The sequence below is a fragment of the Leeia oryzae DSM 17879 genome, from assembly GCF_000376945.1.
GTDB classification, from domain to species: domain Bacteria; phylum Pseudomonadota; class Gammaproteobacteria; order Burkholderiales; family Leeiaceae; genus Leeia; species Leeia oryzae.
In genome coordinates this window covers 114,977-132,578 of sequence record NZ_AQXU01000019.1, presented here as the reverse complement: position 1 = coordinate 132,578, position 17,602 = coordinate 114,977, and the positions used below count along the sequence as shown (strand labels likewise).

The following is a 17,602-nucleotide window of genomic DNA, read 5'->3' as shown; positions in this document are numbered from 1 at the left end:
GTATCAGGGCGCCTTGGCTGCTTTTTGCTCTGCACGCCGTCTGGCAAAAAAATCTTTCAGCAGTTGCACGCATTCGTCAGCCATCACGCCACGTTCTACCGTGGTGTGATGATTCAGCTGCGGGTGGGCAAACAGATCCAGCACACTCCCGCACGCCCCGGTTTTCGGGTCGGATGCCCCATAGACCACCTTGGCCAATCTGGCATGCTGAATCGCCCCGCTGCACATCGCACACGGTTCTAGCGTCACATACAGCTCACACCCCACCAGCCGGTAATTTCCCAGCAACCTGGCTGCTTGCCGCAAGGCCATTACCTCGGCATGCGCTGTCGGATCATGCCGGGAGATGGGCTGGTTGTACCCCCTGCCGATAATTTCGCCATCCTTCACCACCACAGCCCCCACCGGTACTTCACCCAGTTCAGCGGCTTTTTGGGCGCATTCAATGGCAGCCAGCATCCATGGGCTGGATGCTGAGACCGGCAGATCGGCGGGAGATAGTGGATCAGTGACTTGCATGTTTCATCAGTTAATGGGGGCAGACGCCAAATCTAACACAGGAACTCATGCATGAATATTGATGGTTTCAAAACTCAGCGAAACATGAAACGGTTCATGCAAGGCAATAAACGTTTTGGTGTAATCCTGCTCGCAATGGTATTCATGGTCGGCTTTGGATTTGAAGCATTCCACAAACACCAGCCGGTCCGGGTCATCGGTACAAGTAAAAAAGTCATAGGCGATACAGCCTGGCTCTGCCCGGGTCAATGCCTGGACGGGTGCAGCAGCCGCCAGAATCTTGTCGCGCGTACCGGGTTGCAGCTGAATGGAAATCAGGAATTTATACATGACAATCCCAAAGCATTAATGAATACCAGAGTACGCTTTTCCGGTAATGAGCAAGTATTGGTGTACATGAGTTATCTGTCATGGCTACCGGACACAGAATTTAGCACAGGACGTCACACCATCGTTAGCCTCGTTGGCCTGTGCATTATTTCCGGCCATATCACATTCGGCACTCGACTGATTAGCACCTCATGTGTAGTCATGGCGTTTTATTGATTACTTTTGGGCAACTGCTATCCATTTTATGCTGAACAGCGACATGTTGAATGTACACGCCAGGTTAGAATGCCATGTTGACACCTGCATTATTTAAAATGCGTACCTGAAGCAATTTACTCTGCTCTAAATGGAGAAAATCATGAAGAAGAACAAAGCCCTATTCCTTATTGCGGCAGCGTTATCCACAACTGTCATGGCAGGCACAAGTCCAATTACACTCGTTGGTGTAAATGTATTCATGAAACCTGGCACAATTTTCAAAAACCTGAAAAAGGCAGGGTATACCTGCGCAACGGAAGACGTAGCCGAAGGTGTCAACGGCGAAAAAATGTATATTAAAAAAGACGCAGTCTCATGTAAAAGCGGGCAGAAAGAAATCTTTGTCTCTGTAAGTCGTGACGCCGAGACGAACGACTGGAAACAAACCAGATACATTGATTTCAAATGTGAATCCCTGAATACATGCCATCCGTTTTCTGATCATAAGTATGATTATAGTGCGACTGGGGCAGAAGCTTTTTTGAATGATCGGCTCGGAACCCAAGTCAAAATCGGTAGCATGGAGGAGGCCCGGCGCGAACAGTTCTGCACAACGGATGCAAGCAGGAGTATTGCATGTTTTGATGACAGCGGCCGTGTCATGTTACAGCTTGACCGCCCCTGACAGTTCAGCGCCCAAAGCATGGGCAAGATCGTTGGCAGAACAAGGCCTTAAGTTTGCATCGCCATGCCATCGCCTTCTGCAACCAGCCCGGCCGCAGCTTGCCAAAGCGCCAGACAGGCATCAATGGCGTCTGTGGCCATCTTGAAATATGCATCCGGTGCCAGGTCAATCGTATCCGGGCCCAGAATGCGGGTTGAGATGACCATTTGCAAGGCATCTACCTTCTCGCTACAGCGGGTAGCCAAGGCGGTTAGCGCCGGATAATCAAACGCAATGTCCGTTTGGGTTTGGCAAGTCCGGATGCGCTGCAGCAGAAACGCCAGTCGAATTCGCCCGACGGCACCACAAGCCCCTTTGGCGGCACTGGCGCTGCCCAGCGCACGTGCCTGGCCGATGCTTTCTGCCAGCAACGGCAAACGCTGCAGCAAGACTTCTGCCAACTGCGTTTGCGCCAACCGGTGGCCTTCCAGCAGACCGGCACGCTCCCCCATGTCCCCAAGCAGATAGAGTACCTGCCGGATCAGCCCCGTATGCTGCTTAAAGCTTTGCTCCGGGTTCAGGGTTTGTACCTGCTGCTGCAATTGTGACCATGCCTGCTGGATTTGCAAGAAGCGCCGTCTGGCCATGCCTTGCTCTGGCGCATTGGTCAGTGCATCGGATACCTGATTCAGGGCCTGGGCAATCTTGTCCTGCATACCCAGCAAGCGTGGTTTGAAGCTGTGATCACCGCTTAACAGGGCAGCAGACATGCCGCGATGCTGCTGGACACAGGTCATCAGATTAACGCCGGCCTTGACCGCGCCCAAACCGCGTTGACGACGCAACTGGCTCATCTGCGCCAGTTTGCGTTGCAACCAGTGGAGCAGCACAAACACACCAGACAACAAACCGATACTGATCAAGACCGTTTCCATGTGAACTCCTGGGTAATTGAGGTTAAATCTGGAAACGCACGGCAACCGCACGCAAACCGGCAGACAACTCCTCCAGATACCGTGCCACCGAAGTAGCCTCGCTGCTGGCGGTATGGTTTTCTTGCGCTTTGCCGGCAATCAGCGTCATGTTATCGACCGCACTACGACTGGCCTCGCTCTGCTCTTTGGTAGACATGGCAATGGCACTGACCTGGTCTTTTGTACGATGCACCCCTTCTCGCATGCCCTCCAGCGAGCGGGCGGCCTGATCCGCCAGCAGCACCCCGCGGTCTGCCCGCAAACGCCCCTCATCCATGCGCAGCACTGCCGAATCAATTTCCGTCCGAATCGTGCCAATCAACTGGCTGATTTCACGCGTGGCTACGCTGGTACGTTCTGCCAGCTTTCGGACTTCATCTGCCACCACCGAGAACCCTCTGCCCTGTTCACCGGCCCTGGCCGCCTCGATAGCGGCGTTCAGGGCCAGCAGATTGGTCTGGTCGGCAATCTCCCGAATGACCCCGACAATGCCGCCAATTTCGCCAGACCGGAGCCCTAGCGATGCAATCAGCTGCGAGAGCTGCATGACGGCATCCCGGATACCCACCATTTCGGCCTCTGCCTGGCTCACCATCGTCACGCCTTCCTGCACCAGCACTTCGGAATGATCTGCAATCAGTTGGGTGTCTCTGGCATTGGCCGCCACCTGCTCGACATTGCTCTGGATTTGCGTCATGGCGGTGGCCGTGGCACTGGATAGCTCGCTCTGGGTGGCCGCCCCGTTCAACACCCGGCCAGACGCCAGCGCCAGCTCGGTTGCTGCGCTGGCGACCTCTTCTGCCGCGCCGCGCACATCGGCAATCAGCCTGCCGTTCTCGCGCGCCATTTCGTTCAGGCGTATCGCCACCTTGGCCATTTCATCCTTGCCGTCTACCGCGGCACGGGCGACCAGATCCCCCTCGGCCAGCCGTTGCACTGTCTGCAAGACTTCTTGCACAGTCGTGATGGTCACCCGATACAGTGCAGCAAACGCATAAAGCCCCAGAATGGCCAGCGTCCACGAGGTTGCCTCTAGCCATGGCCGGAATGCCCCGATACTGGTCAGCTGGCTGGCAACCGCCATGCCGGACATGGCCAATACAAACAAGGTGCCTACCAGTAAAAACTTGCCCCGCAGACGCAGGCGATGCAGCAAGGCCATGGCAGGATGGATCAGCAGATGAGTCATGTCATTCCTCCCAGTTAAGATCACAACACAAAACGCTCAACGTATCCGAGACCCGGATAGCCAGCGACAAGGTAATGCACAGGCATGAATTGGCCACCGACAGATAGGGACGGCTGACTTGCACCTCGCCCGGCTGGGCAATGGCGCAGTAGTGATAAGAGCGGGAAGACCAGTTGGCGCCTGCGGCATTTTCCAGCGGTGCAAACCGGGAAGCGGCCGGTTCTTGGCCGGCGGGCAGGATGCTTTCCCCTACCTGTACCCCTTTTTCGTTAATCAGATAACAGCGGTCCACCCCAGGCTGGCGCAGCAACTCTGCACACGCATCCGTCAGACGCATCTGTGCTTGCAAGCATTTGGCCGACTGACGTACCGCAGCCATGTAGGGCTCCAGTTCACTACGCTGTCTGGCGACCGAGATTTCTTTTTGCACCGCCAGTGCACGGATACCGCCATCCCCCTCGCGTAGCGGATTAGGCGCCGGCCGGGCAAAATGGTAGCCCTGCGCCAGATCTGCCCCGGCATCAATCGCCAAGGCGGCTTGCGATACCGTTTCGACCCCTTCAATCAAGGCCAGACTACCGGCCTCGTGAATCAGATCGACAATACCCGGCAACACCCTGCGAGCCTTGGCCGAACGCTCTGCCGAGGCAATCAGTTCACGGTCGAGCTTGACGATATCCGGCGCGGTACGCCAGATCCGCTCGATATTGGAGGCTTCTGCGCCAAAATCATCCAGCGCGACCAGGCACCCCAAGTGCTGATACCAGGCAATGGCATCTGCCAGCAGACCCAAATCCGGCACCGCGCCTTCCAGAATCTCCACCACCACCCGCCTGGCAGGAAATCCGGCATGCGCGAGCAGATCGGTAAAAAAAGAGCCAAAGTCACGACGCTGGGCCACCACACCGGTCGAGACATTCAGAAACAGCCAGGTCTGATCATGCACCGGCTGGGTCTGTATCTGATAATTCCGCAGATGGACAGCCCGGCACAAACGGTCTGCAAACACCAGTTCGGCATCCGTACGGGCCATTTCCAGCGCCAGTTTTGGCGAGACCGCCATCCCATCCGCTTGCGTGGCCCGCAGCAATGCCTCGTGCCCGACAATGCGACTATGCGGCAAGCTATAAATTGGCTGAAACCCGCTATCCATGCGCAGATGACGGAACATGCCTTTCGCTCGTCCCCCCTCTTCCTGCATGGCCTGCAAGACAACCGCCAAGGGAGGCTGGCCAGGCATGTCCGGCACAAGCGGACGGACATGGCGCGCACCCCATAGCGGGCTCACGCTTTGCGGCAAGACATTGGCCGTATATTCCATATTGTCTATCCTCTAAAAAAAAAAGCGCTCGCCAGGGGTAAATCCCCGGAGAACGCCATTGTTCTATTGCAAAGGGCCGCCTTTGACCCGAATTCCTTATCCCTGAAAAAGCAATTTGCATGCCACTTGTATAAGAAAGCGATGAAAAAACCCTATATAGGCGTCAGGGCTTGACTTGCAACCCGTCGCCCGTTTGCCAGCCCGATCATGCCGGCGGTCATTTGCTGCATTGCGGTGCAGCATTGCTTCACCGTGGTGCAGTTGTGCCTTCTTGTGGCCATTGAGGTTCGATTAACCCTGCTAACGGATAACAACCAAGGTAGCGATGCACTTCATGAGCGATATGCCTCTATCGATCAGTGTCCAGAATAATGATGGTGTGTATTTGGGCAAAAGCAGAAATGGGCCCGTTATGCGGTCTGGGAAAGATGTAATTCAAGTGCCGGAAAAAATTTGTCTTTCAGGGAAATGAAATTTATTTTTAAAAAGCGTAAACTGGAAATGAACTTTCTTTGCGATTTAGACACCTATTCTTAATAACAAGAAATTGACCCGGTCCCCTGTATGGGTAATTCCCGAGACCGGTCAAATTGCGCATCGGTAAAGTGCTGTTTGCATGCATTCGATGAATGACACGTCCTTCTAATGGCAAAAAGGTTGAAATATGCTTGATGGCCCCCATTAGAAGAATGGCAAGCGGCTTCGCTCACACAAAAATATGGAAACGAGACAAACATGAACATTAATTTAGCCACACTCAGCTTTGATGAACTGACCAGCCTGCGCGAGCAAATTGATATGGAAGTCAAAAACCGTAAACAATCTGAAGTCAGTGCGTTGCTGGATACCATCAAGCAAAAGGCAGAGAGCCTTGGCATGAATGTCGATGATATTTCCTCATTGCTGAACAAGAAGAATGCAGGCAAACCGGCCAAAGTATCTGCTGCAAAATACGCTAACCCGGCTGACCGTTCTCAAACCTGGACCGGAAAAGGCAGAAAACCGAAATGGTTTGAAGCCGCCATTGCCAGCGGCAAAAAAGAATCAGATATGGCGATCTGAATAGCGCATTAACATCGAGACATGCCACCGATATATCACGCATGCGCCTGCATGGCATGTCATGTGATGGCATAAGATGATTTGATCGTGATTTGATTGTGCAATACCCACCAGTAAACGCGCCGCAAAATAGCGTGGCGTTTACTGGTGTTGTTCATCCAGACGGCCAGGGTAATTAACCGCCGTTGTCTTTATTTGCCACGTCTTAATGCGTTTCGGCCACCGCCAGCCAGCAGACGAATTGATGGTAATTCGTGCTGACACTCTCTTGTAATATCCGCCCGGTATCATCCGACACATGTCATTGGTAATCAATGACCAGTACCTTACTGATCATCAGCATTTAAGTTGCAGACAGTAAAAGGCATTGGTCTGGAGCACAGCATGCGGATACAGCTTTATCACAGTACCAGCAACCAGCCATTCATGGTGGCTGTCCGACCAGGTCTGGACCGGTCGATACTGGCGCAAGAAGCGTCCATTCATCTGGACGAACTTGCTTATGTCTATGAAAGTCACATCCGGGATATCAGCCTGCCAGATTGCCTGCGCAGCACACAAGCCATAGAATCCCTCTGCCTGAATGGCTACTTCTGTTTTTTGCCACAGGCAAAGCCTTTGCCCCAGGCACAACCCAAACCGGAAAAGGCGCTCAAGACTTTCGGGATTGCAGTACAGGTGAATCGCCGGATTGGCCTGAAAAATCCGTCCGGCAAACCAGCAGCACTTTCTTTGGCGGGTTAACCTGGCACCTCCCGCTTGCAGTAGAGACAGCGTTAAACGCTGGCGTCGCGTTGCGACATCAACAGGCTCAAGCCCTGCTTCTGCTTGCCTGTTGCATCAAAGTTGGCCGCATCCAGCCATTGGCATAAAGCGTGTCTGACCGCTGGCCACTCCGCATCCGTGATCGAATACCAGGCGGTATCGCGCGAGCGGCCCTTGTAAATACTCGCATTGCGGAATACCCCTTCAAACCGGAAGCCCAGACGTTCTGCCGCCACACGGGATGGCGCGTTGAGCGCATCACACTTCCACTCGTAACGACGGTAACCTAGCGTATCAAACGCATATGCCATCAGCAGGTACTGGGCTTCGGTGGCTATGCGCGTGTGTTTCAGGGCTGGCGAATACACCACAAACCCTACCTCGATCACCCCGTTCTGCGGGTCTATCCGCATCAGGGACAAGGTACCCAGCGCTTTGCCGGATTGCTGATCGATCACGGCATAATGCAGCGGATCTTTGGAAGCCTGAATGGTTTGCAGGTGCTGCGCAAACAAGGCTCTGTCCGTAAACGGCCCTACCGGGATATACGTCCAGTCACGGCCATCGGTTGCCGCTTGGTAGGCGGCAAAAAGGTCATCTCCATGCCGAACCAGGTCTACATGTTCCAGCCGGCAATAGCGGCCTTGCAAGGTATCACCGGACGGGTATGGTCTTGGTGTCCAGTGGGGGACATCCAGTCCGATGGGTTGCCCGTATGCGTTAAGCTGATGTTTCATGGTTGCTTTTCCAGGTATTCAAATACATTCAAGTACGATTTCAGATACGATCAGGTTCATTTTGCGGCCAAGCCAGACATATGCTCAAGGCAGCACCTTGCGGTACTGGATGAAACCACTCTTGTCGGCAATCCGGTCGTACAGCTTCATGGCCTCTTCATTGGTTTCGTGCGTTAGCCACCATACCCGGGCCGCACCGGCCGCCTTGCTGGCTGCATAGACGTGTTCGATCAGTGCGCGGCCAACCCCTTTGCCGCGTTGCTGCGGCACGGCGAACAAATCCTGCAAATAGCAGTAGTCACCCATGGTCCAGCAGCTACGGTGATAAATGTAATGCACCATGCCCACCAGCTCGCCATTCACTTCTGCTACCGCACAGTGCATAGGTTCTGCCGGGTCCAGAAAGCGTTGCCATGTCTGCTGTGTGACCTCATCGGCCAGATCCACCTTATAAAAGGTCTGATAGCCTTTCCACAAAGGCAACCATTGGTCAAAGTCTTGTGACGTTACCATTCGAATCTGCATGTCTGTCTCCATTTTTATCGGGCATGACATGGATGGTAAAGCCTTTATGGCACCATTTATAGAGCCAAAAATGGTTGATGCAATAGAGCCAATTTTGTAACAGGGATTTGGTACAGGATTAAATCAGCAGACATGCCGATGAGGTGTACATGGCAGCATGGCCAATAGCGATACACCATGCCGATCATCAAAACGGGAAGTACAAAAAGCGAAGGGCATTCCGAAGAATGCCCTTTACAGCTTATTACCATTCAAACATTACCAATAACACGGTTACAAGTTACATTTAAAACAGTTACAAACTGGCTTCTAATTGCAAGAAGTCTACATATGTCATCTACTGAGATGACGATTTCAGTCTAGGCCGGTCATGGGCAAAATGCAATCGTTTATAGCCATTAGCCGATGAGTGGTCAGTCTTGTCAACGTTGGCAACCGTTCATCCCTACTCCCCCATGACCACGCCTTCACGCCTCGGGTCGGCCCCGCCAGACAACCCATTAGCAGTACGGCCAATCGCCTGCAAGCCGCTGGTCATCTCGATTTCTTTTACCTCGTGTCCATGCGCCTTTAACCAATCCAGCGTCCCTACCGGAAACCTGCCCGTCTCCAGCAGTACAGGGGTACCGGTTGCCCCAAAGTTGGGCAGGTTGATGGCAGACTGGGCATCCAGCCCCCAGTTGAGCATGCCGTACAAGGTTTTGGCCGTGAAATGGATGATCAGCGCCCCGCCCGGGCTGCCGGTATTCACCACCACTTGGCCGTTTTGCTTGTCATACACCAAGGTCGGGCTCATTGAGCTTCTGGGGCGCTTGCCCGGCTGTACCCGGTTGGCGGTTGGCAAACCGGCATCATCATTGGGGACAAAATTGAAATCGGTCAGCTGGTTATTCAGTAAAAAGCCGCCTACCCCTTTACCAAAAGGATTCACCATCTGCCGGGCACCAAACTGAGCCTCGACCGTCGTGGTCATGCTCAGCGCGTGCCCTTCTGCATCGATGATGCTGATATGGCTGGTACCGTATTCGGGCTGGGCAGCCGCGATGCCTAATGCCACTGTCTCTGTCCCGAGTTGGCCAGGCAAGGCAGTGCTCATGCTGTTCTCGCCAATCAGTTTTGCCCTTGCCGCCAGATAATCCGGCGCAACCAGCGCGTACCAGCTGCCACCGGGCGGGCTGACAAAATCCGGGTCTCCCAGATACTTGGCACGGTCGGCAAAAGCCAGGCGTGAGGCTTCGGTATAGTCATGCAGCCATTCGGCAGTCGGCAGCCCGGCTTCTGCCCCCGCCTGCGGCAAGGGGATGTCCCGGGCGGGGGTATGGCTCAGCATGCCCAGAATCTGGGCAATGGCAATGGCCCCGCTGCTGGGCGGTGGAAAGCCGCAAATACGGTATTCATGCGCCTTTGCCTGATAGTCACTGCAAAAGGCTTCGCGCTTGACTGGCCGGTAATTGGCCAGGTCACTCAGGCTTAAGGTGCCGGGGTTGGTCGGGTGCCCTTGCACTTTGGCCACCATGGCCTTCGCAATCGGTCCGGTTTGCATGACGAGACGCCCTTTGGCTGCAATCAGGCGGAGCGCATCGGCATACGGCTGGTTTTTCAGGATGAAACCAACCGGGTGTGGATCGCCGTCCGGTTGATAAAAATACGCAGCGGCGACCGGGTCTTGCTTCAGGAAGGGGTCAGCCTTTAGCAAGGCATACAGCCGCGGACTGACCGGAAACCCATGCTCTGCCAGCATGATGGCCGGTTTAAACAAGTCTGCCCACGGCAGGCGCCCCTCGGCTTTGTGCGCCATTTCCAGCATGGGCACCACGCCTGGCACACCAACCGACCGACCACCGACCACCGCGTCATTAAAGGCCATGGGTTTGCCATCTGCCGTCAGAAACAGGCGTTCATTCACGCGGGCGGGCGCCACCTCTCGCCCGTCATACGCGCTGACTTGCTGTCCCTTGCCGTACAACAGAAAAGCCCCGCCACCAATACCGCTACTCTGGGGTTCAACCAGCCCCAGCACCATTTGGACAGCCACGGCAGCATCCATGGCGGTACCGCCAGCGGCCAGCACTTGCCGCCCGGCATCCGTCGCCAGCGGGTTAGCTGCCGCAACTGCATATTTTTGAGTCAGCCAGCCCGGTTTTGCCTGGTAGCCGGATGCAATTTCCGGTTGGGTGTCGGGTATGGTGTAGTTTAATGGTGCGGCATGGCACAACCCTGCCAGCAACAGACCCGTGAGCACCATGGCCCGCCGGCGAAATGACATGCTTTCTGACGTAAAGCCGGTGATGACTGGCATACACTCCCCCCTTTGTTTCAAAACGATTGATTTGCGTGGCATGCAGCTTTTCCCCGCCTGGCTGACAAATAATGGCATGGTCAGCCACAGCTATTTCCCGACATAAAAACCGGACAGTCATTTAGCAGACAGCCTGTCTGCCAATGGCACAATCGCTGATACGCCAACCCCAGTAGCAAGCAAGAGTCTGACAAGCAAAATATCGAAAAACCGGCTATAGACAAGGCATTTATTGACCACTATCAAGTCAATGCGCTAACCTCAAGCCTTATGCTTGCTGGTAACAAGACGGTTATCTTGCTGCCCGGGTTACGTTATGACAAAAATATAAAAAATATCCACCGTACCTGGCATCAAACAATAATAATGCAGCAATACATGAGGGGAAAATCCTGATGAAGACCAAGCGAACGCCTCTCATTCAGCTCGGACTGATACTGCTTTATTTTGTGGTTGCCCGCAGCAGCCTGTTACTGGCATTTGCAGAAACCAATGCCTCTCCGGTATGGCCACCGAGCGGAGTCGCCATGGCCATGTTGCTGACGTTTGGCATCCGTTACTGGCCTGCTGTTGCCATTGGGGCATTGCTGGCCAACCTGGCCTCTTTTCAAGACAATGCGCATACCCTTACGCTGGCCCATTGGCTGGCGTCTGCCGGCATTGCGGCCGGTAATACGGCCGAGGCACTCTTCGCTGCCTGGTTCATCAAAACATACGCCCATACCACCCATCGCATCGGTAGCCTGCAGGCGGCATTCATCCTGATTACAGCCATTCTGGGCGCATGCCTGCTAAGCGCCGGCATGGGTGTGTTATCCCTGACGACGAGTCATCTGATCCCCATCAGCATCATGCCAGTGGTGTTTCAGACCTGGTGGCTAGGGGATGTCAGCGGTGCTTTGCTGATCGTACCACTGTGTCTGGCCTGGTGCCGCCGCGAACAGAAAAATCGCCCGTCTGCGTTATCCAGCTTTGGTGCATTCGTTGTCTATGCGCTACCGGTTGCAATGGCGGTATTCATTTTCCAGAGTCAGAATGCCAGCTATCCGTTACTCCGATTCAGTCTGTTTGCGTTTATGCCGATTCTGGCTGTCATGGCATATTGGCTTGGCGCTCGCGGCGTAACCTTTGGCGTACTGCTCATCAGCATGTTTGCCGTTGCCGGCACCATCAAGGGTTCTGGGCCCTTTGCCTCCGCCAACCTCAATGATTCGCTGATCCTGCTGGATGTGTTTCTGATTCTCTGTGCCTGTGTGGCGCTGATACTGACGGCCGATATCCATGAACGCCAGCAGCATGCCAGCCTAAAAGCTGGTATCAGCATACGGGACATTGCCGCCCCATGGGGCGCACTATTGGCAGCCTTGTGTGTTGTTTTCTTTGCCTGGCACTGGGTGTCCAGAGAAACCGATTTTCGGGCCAATACCAACTTCCAGAATGCTGTGCATCAGGTAGAAGACCGAATTGATGAACGCATGCAAATCTACATGAACTCCCTGTATGGCGCGCGCGGCATACTGGTTTCCCAAAGAAATGTCACGCGTCAGGAATGGCATGACTATGTCTCTGCCCTGGCACTCAATAAGATGTTTCCGGGTGTGCAAGGGCTCGGCTTTGTGCCGCACATTACAGAAAATACATTAGCAGCACTGGAACAATCCGTCAGACATGAAGGGTTCCCGGAATTCCGGGTCTTTCCGGCTGGCAAGCGCAAGGAATATGCGCCAATCACCTTTCTGGAACCGTTTGACGAACGCAACCAGCGCGTGTTTGGTTTTGACCTGATGTCTGAACCCGTCCGCCGTGCAGCGCTAATACAGGCAAGAGACAGTGGCAAACCGGCACTAACCGGACGCCTGAAGTTACTGCAATATGCACAGACCAATGCCCAGAGCGGGGTATTGCTGTTTTTGCCGGTGTATCGCCCCGATATGCCTGCGGATACGGTAGCGGAGCGCAGGCGCGCGATTATCGGTTATGTGTATAGCCCGTTTCGCATGAATGATCTGATGCAAGGGATTCTGGGCGATCACTTTACCCAGATGAACATCGAACTGTACTCTGGCAGTCGTGCAGACCCTGAGCAGCGACTATTCGGTCAGCCAGATGCACGTTTGTCTTCAAATTCGCTCAGAACCGAGGTCATTCACCCGCTGTATGGTCAAACCTGGTTACTGAAGGTTTCAACCAATGCTGCGTTCGAATCCCAGATTGACCGACAAAAAGCGCAGATCCTTTTTATCGCTGGCACGTTGACCAGTCTGCTGCTCTTTACCATGGTGCGGGCGCTGGCCTTTACCCGGGAGCGGGCTGAACATCTCGCCAGGGTGAAAACAGAAGATCTGACCAAGGCACATACCCTGTTGCAGGAACAGGAAAACCAGTTCCGGACGCTTTATGAATCTACGCCCGCCATGATGCACTCTATCGACGCGCAAGGGCTCATCATCAATACCAGTAATTTGTGGCTGGAAAAAATGGGATATCAGCGGGATGAGGTCATCAATCATGCATCCTCTGAGTTTCTGACGCCTGCATCACGGCAATACGCCAAAGACATCGTATTACCCGCCTTCTATCAGTCCGGTATGTGTAACAGTATCAGCTACCAGATGGTCAAGAAAAACGGCGAGATCATCGATGTCTTGCTGTCTGCCACTGCAGAGCGGGACGCGCAAGGCCGGGTCATACGCAGCCTGGCCGTTATCGAAGACGTGACCGACAAGCTCAGGGCCGACCGTGAACTTGCCGAGCTGTATGCCTTTAACGCCGGCGTACTGGAAAATGCCGCCTCGGCGATTATCTCGACCAACCCGGAAGGCATCATCACCTCTTTTAACCCGGCGGCAGAAAAACTGCTGGGTTATCAGGCCAGCGAGCTGGTTCACCAGCACAGCCCGGCGAATTTTCATCTGGGGGAAGAAGTTGTCTCCAGAGCACAGGAGTTTGGTCAGCAACTGGGCATTACCCTGGAACCGGGTTTTGAGGTGTTTGTGGTCAAATCCAGACGCGGTCTGCCGAATATCCATGAATGGACCTATGTCCACAAAGATGGCCATCACATTCCAGTATTGTTAAGTGTCTCTGCCATTTGCGATGCCAATGATCAGATCACCGGTTTTCTGGGCATTGCCACCGACATCACAGAAAGCAAGGTACAGGAAAATACGCTGAAACGGCTTTCCGAACGCTTGTCTGTTGCCAACCTGGCCGCAGAGAATGGTATCTGGGAATGGAGCCTGGAGGATAATTCGCTGATCTGGGATGAACAGATGCACAAGCTATACCAGACACCGCCAGATATACAGCAGAGCGGCCTTGTATATGACTTGTGGCACAAGATGGTTCATCCGGACGATATCACTCTGGTAGACGCCGCCATCACATCGGCTATCGAGCAAGGCACAGATTTTAACTTGCATTTCCGCATTATCCTGCCCGATGGTAGCCACCGTCATTTGCAATCAGTCGCGACCATTGAACGAAATCCGCAGGGTAAAGCCATCCGCATGGTTGGGGTAAACCGGGACATTACGCAGGAGATGGAGTTCAATACCCGCTTGCAGGAAGCCAAAGACGCGGCCGATGCGGCAAACCAGGCCAAGAGTGATTTTCTGGCCAATATGAGCCATGAAATCCGCACCCCGATGAATGCGGTGATCGGCTTGTCCCAGTTGCTGGCAGATACACCGCTGGATCCCCTGCAACTCGACTACCTGCAGAAAATCCAGTCATCCTCCAAAAACCTGTTGGGTATCCTGAATGACATTCTGGATTACTCCAAGATCGAAGCCAATAAACTTGCGCTGGAAAACACCAGCCTCTCGCTGCCCGGGGTGCTGGATGCCGCCAAAGCCCTGTTTGTGCGTGATGCCATGTCCAAAGGGATTTCGCTGACCATGTCCATCGCGGATGAGGTCCCCCCCTGCATCAAAGGAGACCCATTACGTCTTGGACAAATTCTCAACAACCTGGTGGGCAATGCCATCAAGTTCACCACCACCGGAGAGGTAACCGTGCATGTCAGTACGTTGCCAGCCAGCGAGGCGCCGCTGACATTAAGGTTCGAGATCCGCGATACCGGCATTGGCCTGACCGACGAGCACATCCACAAACTCTTTAGCCCGTTTACCCAGGCGGATACTTCCATTACACGCAAATTTGGCGGTACCGGCCTTGGCTTGTCCATCTGTAAACGCCTGGTGGCGCTGATGGGCGGCGAGATTGGCGTTCATAGTCAGCCAGGGCAAGGCAGCACATTCTGGTTCACCATCCAGACAGAACAAGCCGATGCCAGCACGCTAGTTCAACGCTTGGGACAAACCATTGTGGCAAGCAGATTTGCGGGTGCCCGTATTCTGCTGGTAGAAGATAACGCTACCAATCAGCTGATTGTGGCCAACCAGCTCAAAAAACTGGGTGTCGATGTGGATATTGCCAATAACGGGCTGGAGGGCGTGCAGAAAGTCGCCCAGCACGACTACCAGTTAGTGTTGATGGATTTGCAAATGCCGGAGATGGATGGCATTGAAGCAACACAAGTGATCCGCAAGACCCCCAAGGGGCAACATTTGCCGATTATTGCCATTACGGCAGCGGCCATGATGAAAGACCAGTTGGCCACAGAAGCTGCCGGCATGAATGACCATCTGTCCAAACCGGTAGAAACAGACAAGCTGATGGCGGTACTGAACCGCTGGCTACCGGATAATGCGCAAACGCAATCTCAGCCCGTCACCCAGACGGCGACGGCACGGATGGCACCATTCACGCTGCCGGGTCTTAACCTGCAGCAGGCCGTGATGCGACTGGAGAATGACTGGCGTCTGCTGCGGTCTATCCTGGTGCGCTTTTATCATGACTTTGCGACTGCACCCGAGCGGCTTTCTGCTTATCTGGGACACTACCAGACCAAAGAAGCCATCCGGCTGGTGCATACCGTCAAAGGGTTGGCCCAGAATATTGGCGCAGACCGCTTGCAGGTCGTCTCGCGTGAACTTGAAGTTGCCCTGCAAACAGACCAGAATGCAGACATAGCGGCATTTAACCGTGAGCTGATTGCCGTCATTGAGGTCATTGCACCCATCGCAAACGAACCGGCAATGCAGCCTGCTACCATCGTCCGGCAAGTAGACCTGAATGCGTTAAGGCCGCGACTGGCCGCACTGGAAGATGCCTTGAGAAAACACATGAGTATTGCCAGAAAGCACGTACAAAACCTGCAACCCGAATTTGAAGGTACGCCGATGGCGGCTACTTTTGAAGAAGTCGCCCAAGCCGTATCCAGACTGGAATTTGATACGGCCATCGCTTGGTTGCACCAACTGGATAACGCCTAACCATCATGATTACCCAATACATAACCCAGATTAGGAAGCCCAAGATACTGGTGGTGGATGACACAGCCACCAATATCGAGATTTTGATGGGGGCGCTGGAAAACGACTACGACATCCGCTTTGCCTTGTCTGGCCTGCAAGCATTGCAACGTGTCCGGGAAGACGAACCGCCAGACCTGATTTTGCTGGACATCATGATGCCAGTCATGGACGGCTATGAAGTCTGCCGGCAACTGAAAGCAGATGTAACTACCCGTGACATCCCGATTATCTTCCTGACAGCACTGGATGCCGCCGAGCATGAATCGGAAGGGTTGGCGCTGGGGGCGGACGACTACCTGACCAAGCCCATTAACCTGATCATTGCCCGCTTGCGGATCAAGAACTGCCTGGAGCGTGCCAAACTGGGCAAAGAGCTGCATCTGGCGCTGACCGGCACGCAACAAGGCTTATGGGAATGGCACTTACCCACTGGACAGATCACGCTTGACCCGCGCTATGCCCAGGCCCTGGGATACGGTCCGTCAGAATTACCCAGCAACCCTGTGAGCATGGAAACCCTGGTCCATCCGGATGATCTGGCCAACTTTAAGGCAGCTGGAGAAGCCGTGTGCGCCGGGGAGTCGATGCTCCTGTCCATCGAGACCCGCTGGCGTGACAAACGCAATGCCTTTGTGTGGATGCAGGTTTTGGGCAAGCCGGAAGACAAAACGGCAATCCATGCCGGCACCAGAATCATTGGCACCTTCATCAATATCAGTGCCCGTAAAAAAGACGCCATTGCGCTGCTGGCAGAGAAAAACCGGCTGGATACGCTGATCCGTGCCATTCCGGATATCGTGATGACGCTGGATACCTCTTGTGCGCTGTCCGAATTGTATTTGCCCGCGAATATGCAGATGTTATTGGAAAACCCGGATTGGCAACATCAGCCTCCGAGTGCCGTGTTTCCCTTGCCCCTCAATCTGGCCATTGAAAACGCCGTACTGGGTGCCATTGAAAAACAAAGCCTGCAGATTTCCAGCTGTGAAATCCAGTACGACTCAGGTACACGCTATTTTGAAGCGTCGGCGCAAAACCTGTATGACGGCTTGCGCTACCCGACGGGGTTCATGGTGGTCATCAGAGATGTAACGGATTATCGTCGTGCCGAGATACAACTGGCCGAAATGGCATTCCATGATCCGCTGACCCATCTGGCCAACCGCCGTTTGCTGCTGGATAAACTGCATGAAGCGCAGCTGACCAGCCTTCGCCAGCAGACTGCATTTGCCATCATTTTCATTGATCTGGACCGGTTCAAGCCAATCAATGATGAGTACGGTCATCAGGTCGGGGACCAACTACTGCAAGAAGTCGCCAACCGGCTGAAAAAAAGCATTCGCCATCATGATATGGCGGCCCGTCTTGGCGGAGATGAGTTTGTCTTGCTGCTGGAAAACCTGCAGCTACCCCAAGAAGCCGCCTTGGCTCGCGTGGCGGAATTCGTCACGCATCTCAAAACGTTGCTGGCACAGCCTTATGTACTGGATGACCTGACCGTCAATTGTTCTGCCAGCATGGGTTATCAGGTGCATAGTGGCGATGCACTTGACCTTGATCAAATGATCAAGAATGCAGATATAGCAATGTATGAGGAGAAAAAGCAGCGTCAGTGACGAAGTACCCTACCCCTACAGA

At 54.0% G+C, this 17,602-nt stretch carries 13 protein-coding genes; 5 read left to right on the top strand and 8 right to left on the bottom strand.

Going from position 1 to position 17,602, the window contains the following annotated elements:
* Positions 1–3: 3 nt before the first annotated feature.
* Both tadA and F552_RS18650 read right to left on the bottom strand, forming a co-directional pair.
* Positions 4–519, bottom strand: coding sequence for a tRNA adenosine(34) deaminase TadA (tadA, locus tag F552_RS0106295; RefSeq protein WP_018150883.1), 516 nt, complete (start codon positions 517–519; stop codon positions 4–6).
* Positions 520–564: 45 nt separating this feature from the next.
* Positions 565–849: a putative quinol monooxygenase gene (locus tag F552_RS18650; protein WP_018150882.1), complete on the bottom strand. Its 285-nt coding sequence runs from the start codon at positions 847–849 to the stop codon at positions 565–567.
* A 358-nt stretch (positions 850–1,207) separates the two neighbouring features.
* Here F552_RS18650 and F552_RS0106285 point away from each other — a divergent pair, with 358 nt between their 5' ends.
* Entirely contained in the window at positions 1,208–1,732 is a 525-nt protein-coding gene (locus F552_RS0106285; protein WP_026182446.1) for a hypothetical protein, read from the top strand.
* Positions 1,733–1,779: 47 nt separating this feature from the next.
* Here the strand turns inward: F552_RS0106285 and F552_RS0106280 are convergent, their stop codons facing one another.
* Genes F552_RS0106280 through F552_RS0106270 form a run of 3 tightly spaced genes read right to left on the bottom strand, consistent with a single transcriptional unit; the run spans position 1,780 to position 5,195 of the window.
* Positions 1,780–2,646, bottom strand: coding sequence for a nitrate- and nitrite sensing domain-containing protein (locus F552_RS0106280; RefSeq protein WP_018150880.1), 867 nt, complete (start codon positions 2,644–2,646; stop codon positions 1,780–1,782).
* 22 nt (positions 2,647–2,668) lie between these two features.
* Positions 2,669–3,874 (bottom strand): methyl-accepting chemotaxis protein, encoded by a 1,206-nt coding sequence (locus F552_RS18645; RefSeq protein ID WP_018150879.1) that lies wholly within the window; start codon positions 3,872–3,874, stop codon positions 2,669–2,671.
* A 1-nt stretch (position 3,875) separates the two neighbouring features.
* Positions 3,876–5,195, bottom strand: coding sequence for an EAL domain-containing protein (locus F552_RS0106270; protein WP_018150878.1), 1,320 nt, complete (start codon positions 5,193–5,195; stop codon positions 3,876–3,878).
* A 735-nt stretch (positions 5,196–5,930) separates the two neighbouring features.
* Here F552_RS0106270 and F552_RS0106265 point away from each other — a divergent pair.
* Positions 5,931–6,257 carry an H-NS histone family protein gene (locus F552_RS0106265; protein ID WP_018150877.1) on the top strand — a complete coding sequence of 109 codons (327 nt, stop codon included), beginning with the start codon at positions 5,931–5,933 and terminating at the stop codon, positions 6,255–6,257.
* 384 nt (positions 6,258–6,641) lie between these two features.
* A complete protein-coding gene (locus tag F552_RS0106260; protein ID WP_018150876.1) occupies positions 6,642–7,001 on the top strand; it encodes a hypothetical protein in 360 nt (119 codons plus the stop codon).
* Positions 7,002–7,033: 32 nt separating this feature from the next.
* Here F552_RS0106260 and F552_RS0106255 read toward each other — a convergent pair whose 3' ends face one another.
* The 3 genes from F552_RS0106255 to F552_RS0106245 all read right to left on the bottom strand — a co-directional run bounded on the left by F552_RS0106255 (position 7,034) and on the right by F552_RS0106245 (position 10,583).
* On the bottom strand, positions 7,034–7,759 hold the full coding sequence (locus F552_RS0106255) for a GNAT family N-acetyltransferase (RefSeq protein WP_018150875.1): 726 nt from the start codon (positions 7,757–7,759) through the stop codon (positions 7,034–7,036).
* Between the two features lie 84 nt (positions 7,760–7,843).
* Positions 7,844–8,284 carry a GNAT family N-acetyltransferase gene (locus F552_RS0106250; RefSeq protein WP_018150874.1) on the bottom strand — a complete coding sequence of 147 codons (441 nt, stop codon included), beginning with the start codon at positions 8,282–8,284 and terminating at the stop codon, positions 7,844–7,846.
* Positions 8,285–8,729: 445 nt separating this feature from the next.
* Positions 8,730–10,583, bottom strand: coding sequence for a gamma-glutamyltransferase family protein (locus F552_RS0106245; protein ID WP_018150873.1), 1,854 nt, complete (start codon positions 10,581–10,583; stop codon positions 8,730–8,732).
* A 395-nt stretch (positions 10,584–10,978) separates the two neighbouring features.
* Between F552_RS0106245 and F552_RS0106240 the strand changes: the two genes are divergently transcribed.
* Together F552_RS0106240 and F552_RS0106235 are read left to right on the top strand one after the other, a co-directional pair.
* Positions 10,979–15,922: a CHASE domain-containing protein gene (locus tag F552_RS0106240; RefSeq protein WP_018150872.1), complete on the top strand. Its 4,944-nt coding sequence runs from the start codon at positions 10,979–10,981 to the stop codon at positions 15,920–15,922.
* 5 nt (positions 15,923–15,927) lie between these two features.
* The gene (locus F552_RS0106235) at positions 15,928–17,580 is read left to right on the top strand and encodes a diguanylate cyclase domain-containing protein (protein WP_018150871.1); all 1,653 of its coding nucleotides are present in this window, start codon (positions 15,928–15,930) and stop codon (positions 17,578–17,580) included.
* Positions 17,581–17,602: the final 22 nt, after the last annotated feature.